Annotated in this window: 1 protein-coding gene; it reads left to right on the forward strand. The window is 35.5% G+C overall.

Features of this window, described 5'->3' with window-relative positions:
- Positions 1–256: ABC transporter substrate-binding protein (locus ACFIMQ_RS09705; RefSeq protein ID WP_375703961.1), on the forward strand; the 256-nt coding region annotated here is incomplete at both ends.

Raw genomic sequence — 256 nt, forward strand, 5'->3', positions numbered from 1 at the left:
TTGGCAAAGGTAACAAAACAAAAGCGAGTCCTTTTTATTTTGTCTGTGCAAAATGGACGCGTTATGGCATCTGGAACAGATACAGCCGCTGATGGTATCATAAAACTTTCAGGTGGTATCAATGCCATTACTGATTATAAAGGGTATAAACTTCTCAATAACGAAGCGTTATTGAAAGCAAATCCTGATGTTATTTTGCTTATAACACACAGTGGAAAATCTGTTAATCTTGAAAAGATTTTAGCTATACCAGCAA

This window comes from Bartonella sp. AD13SXNS (genome assembly GCF_042196465.1).
GTDB lineage: Bacteria > Pseudomonadota > Alphaproteobacteria > Rhizobiales > Rhizobiaceae > Bartonella.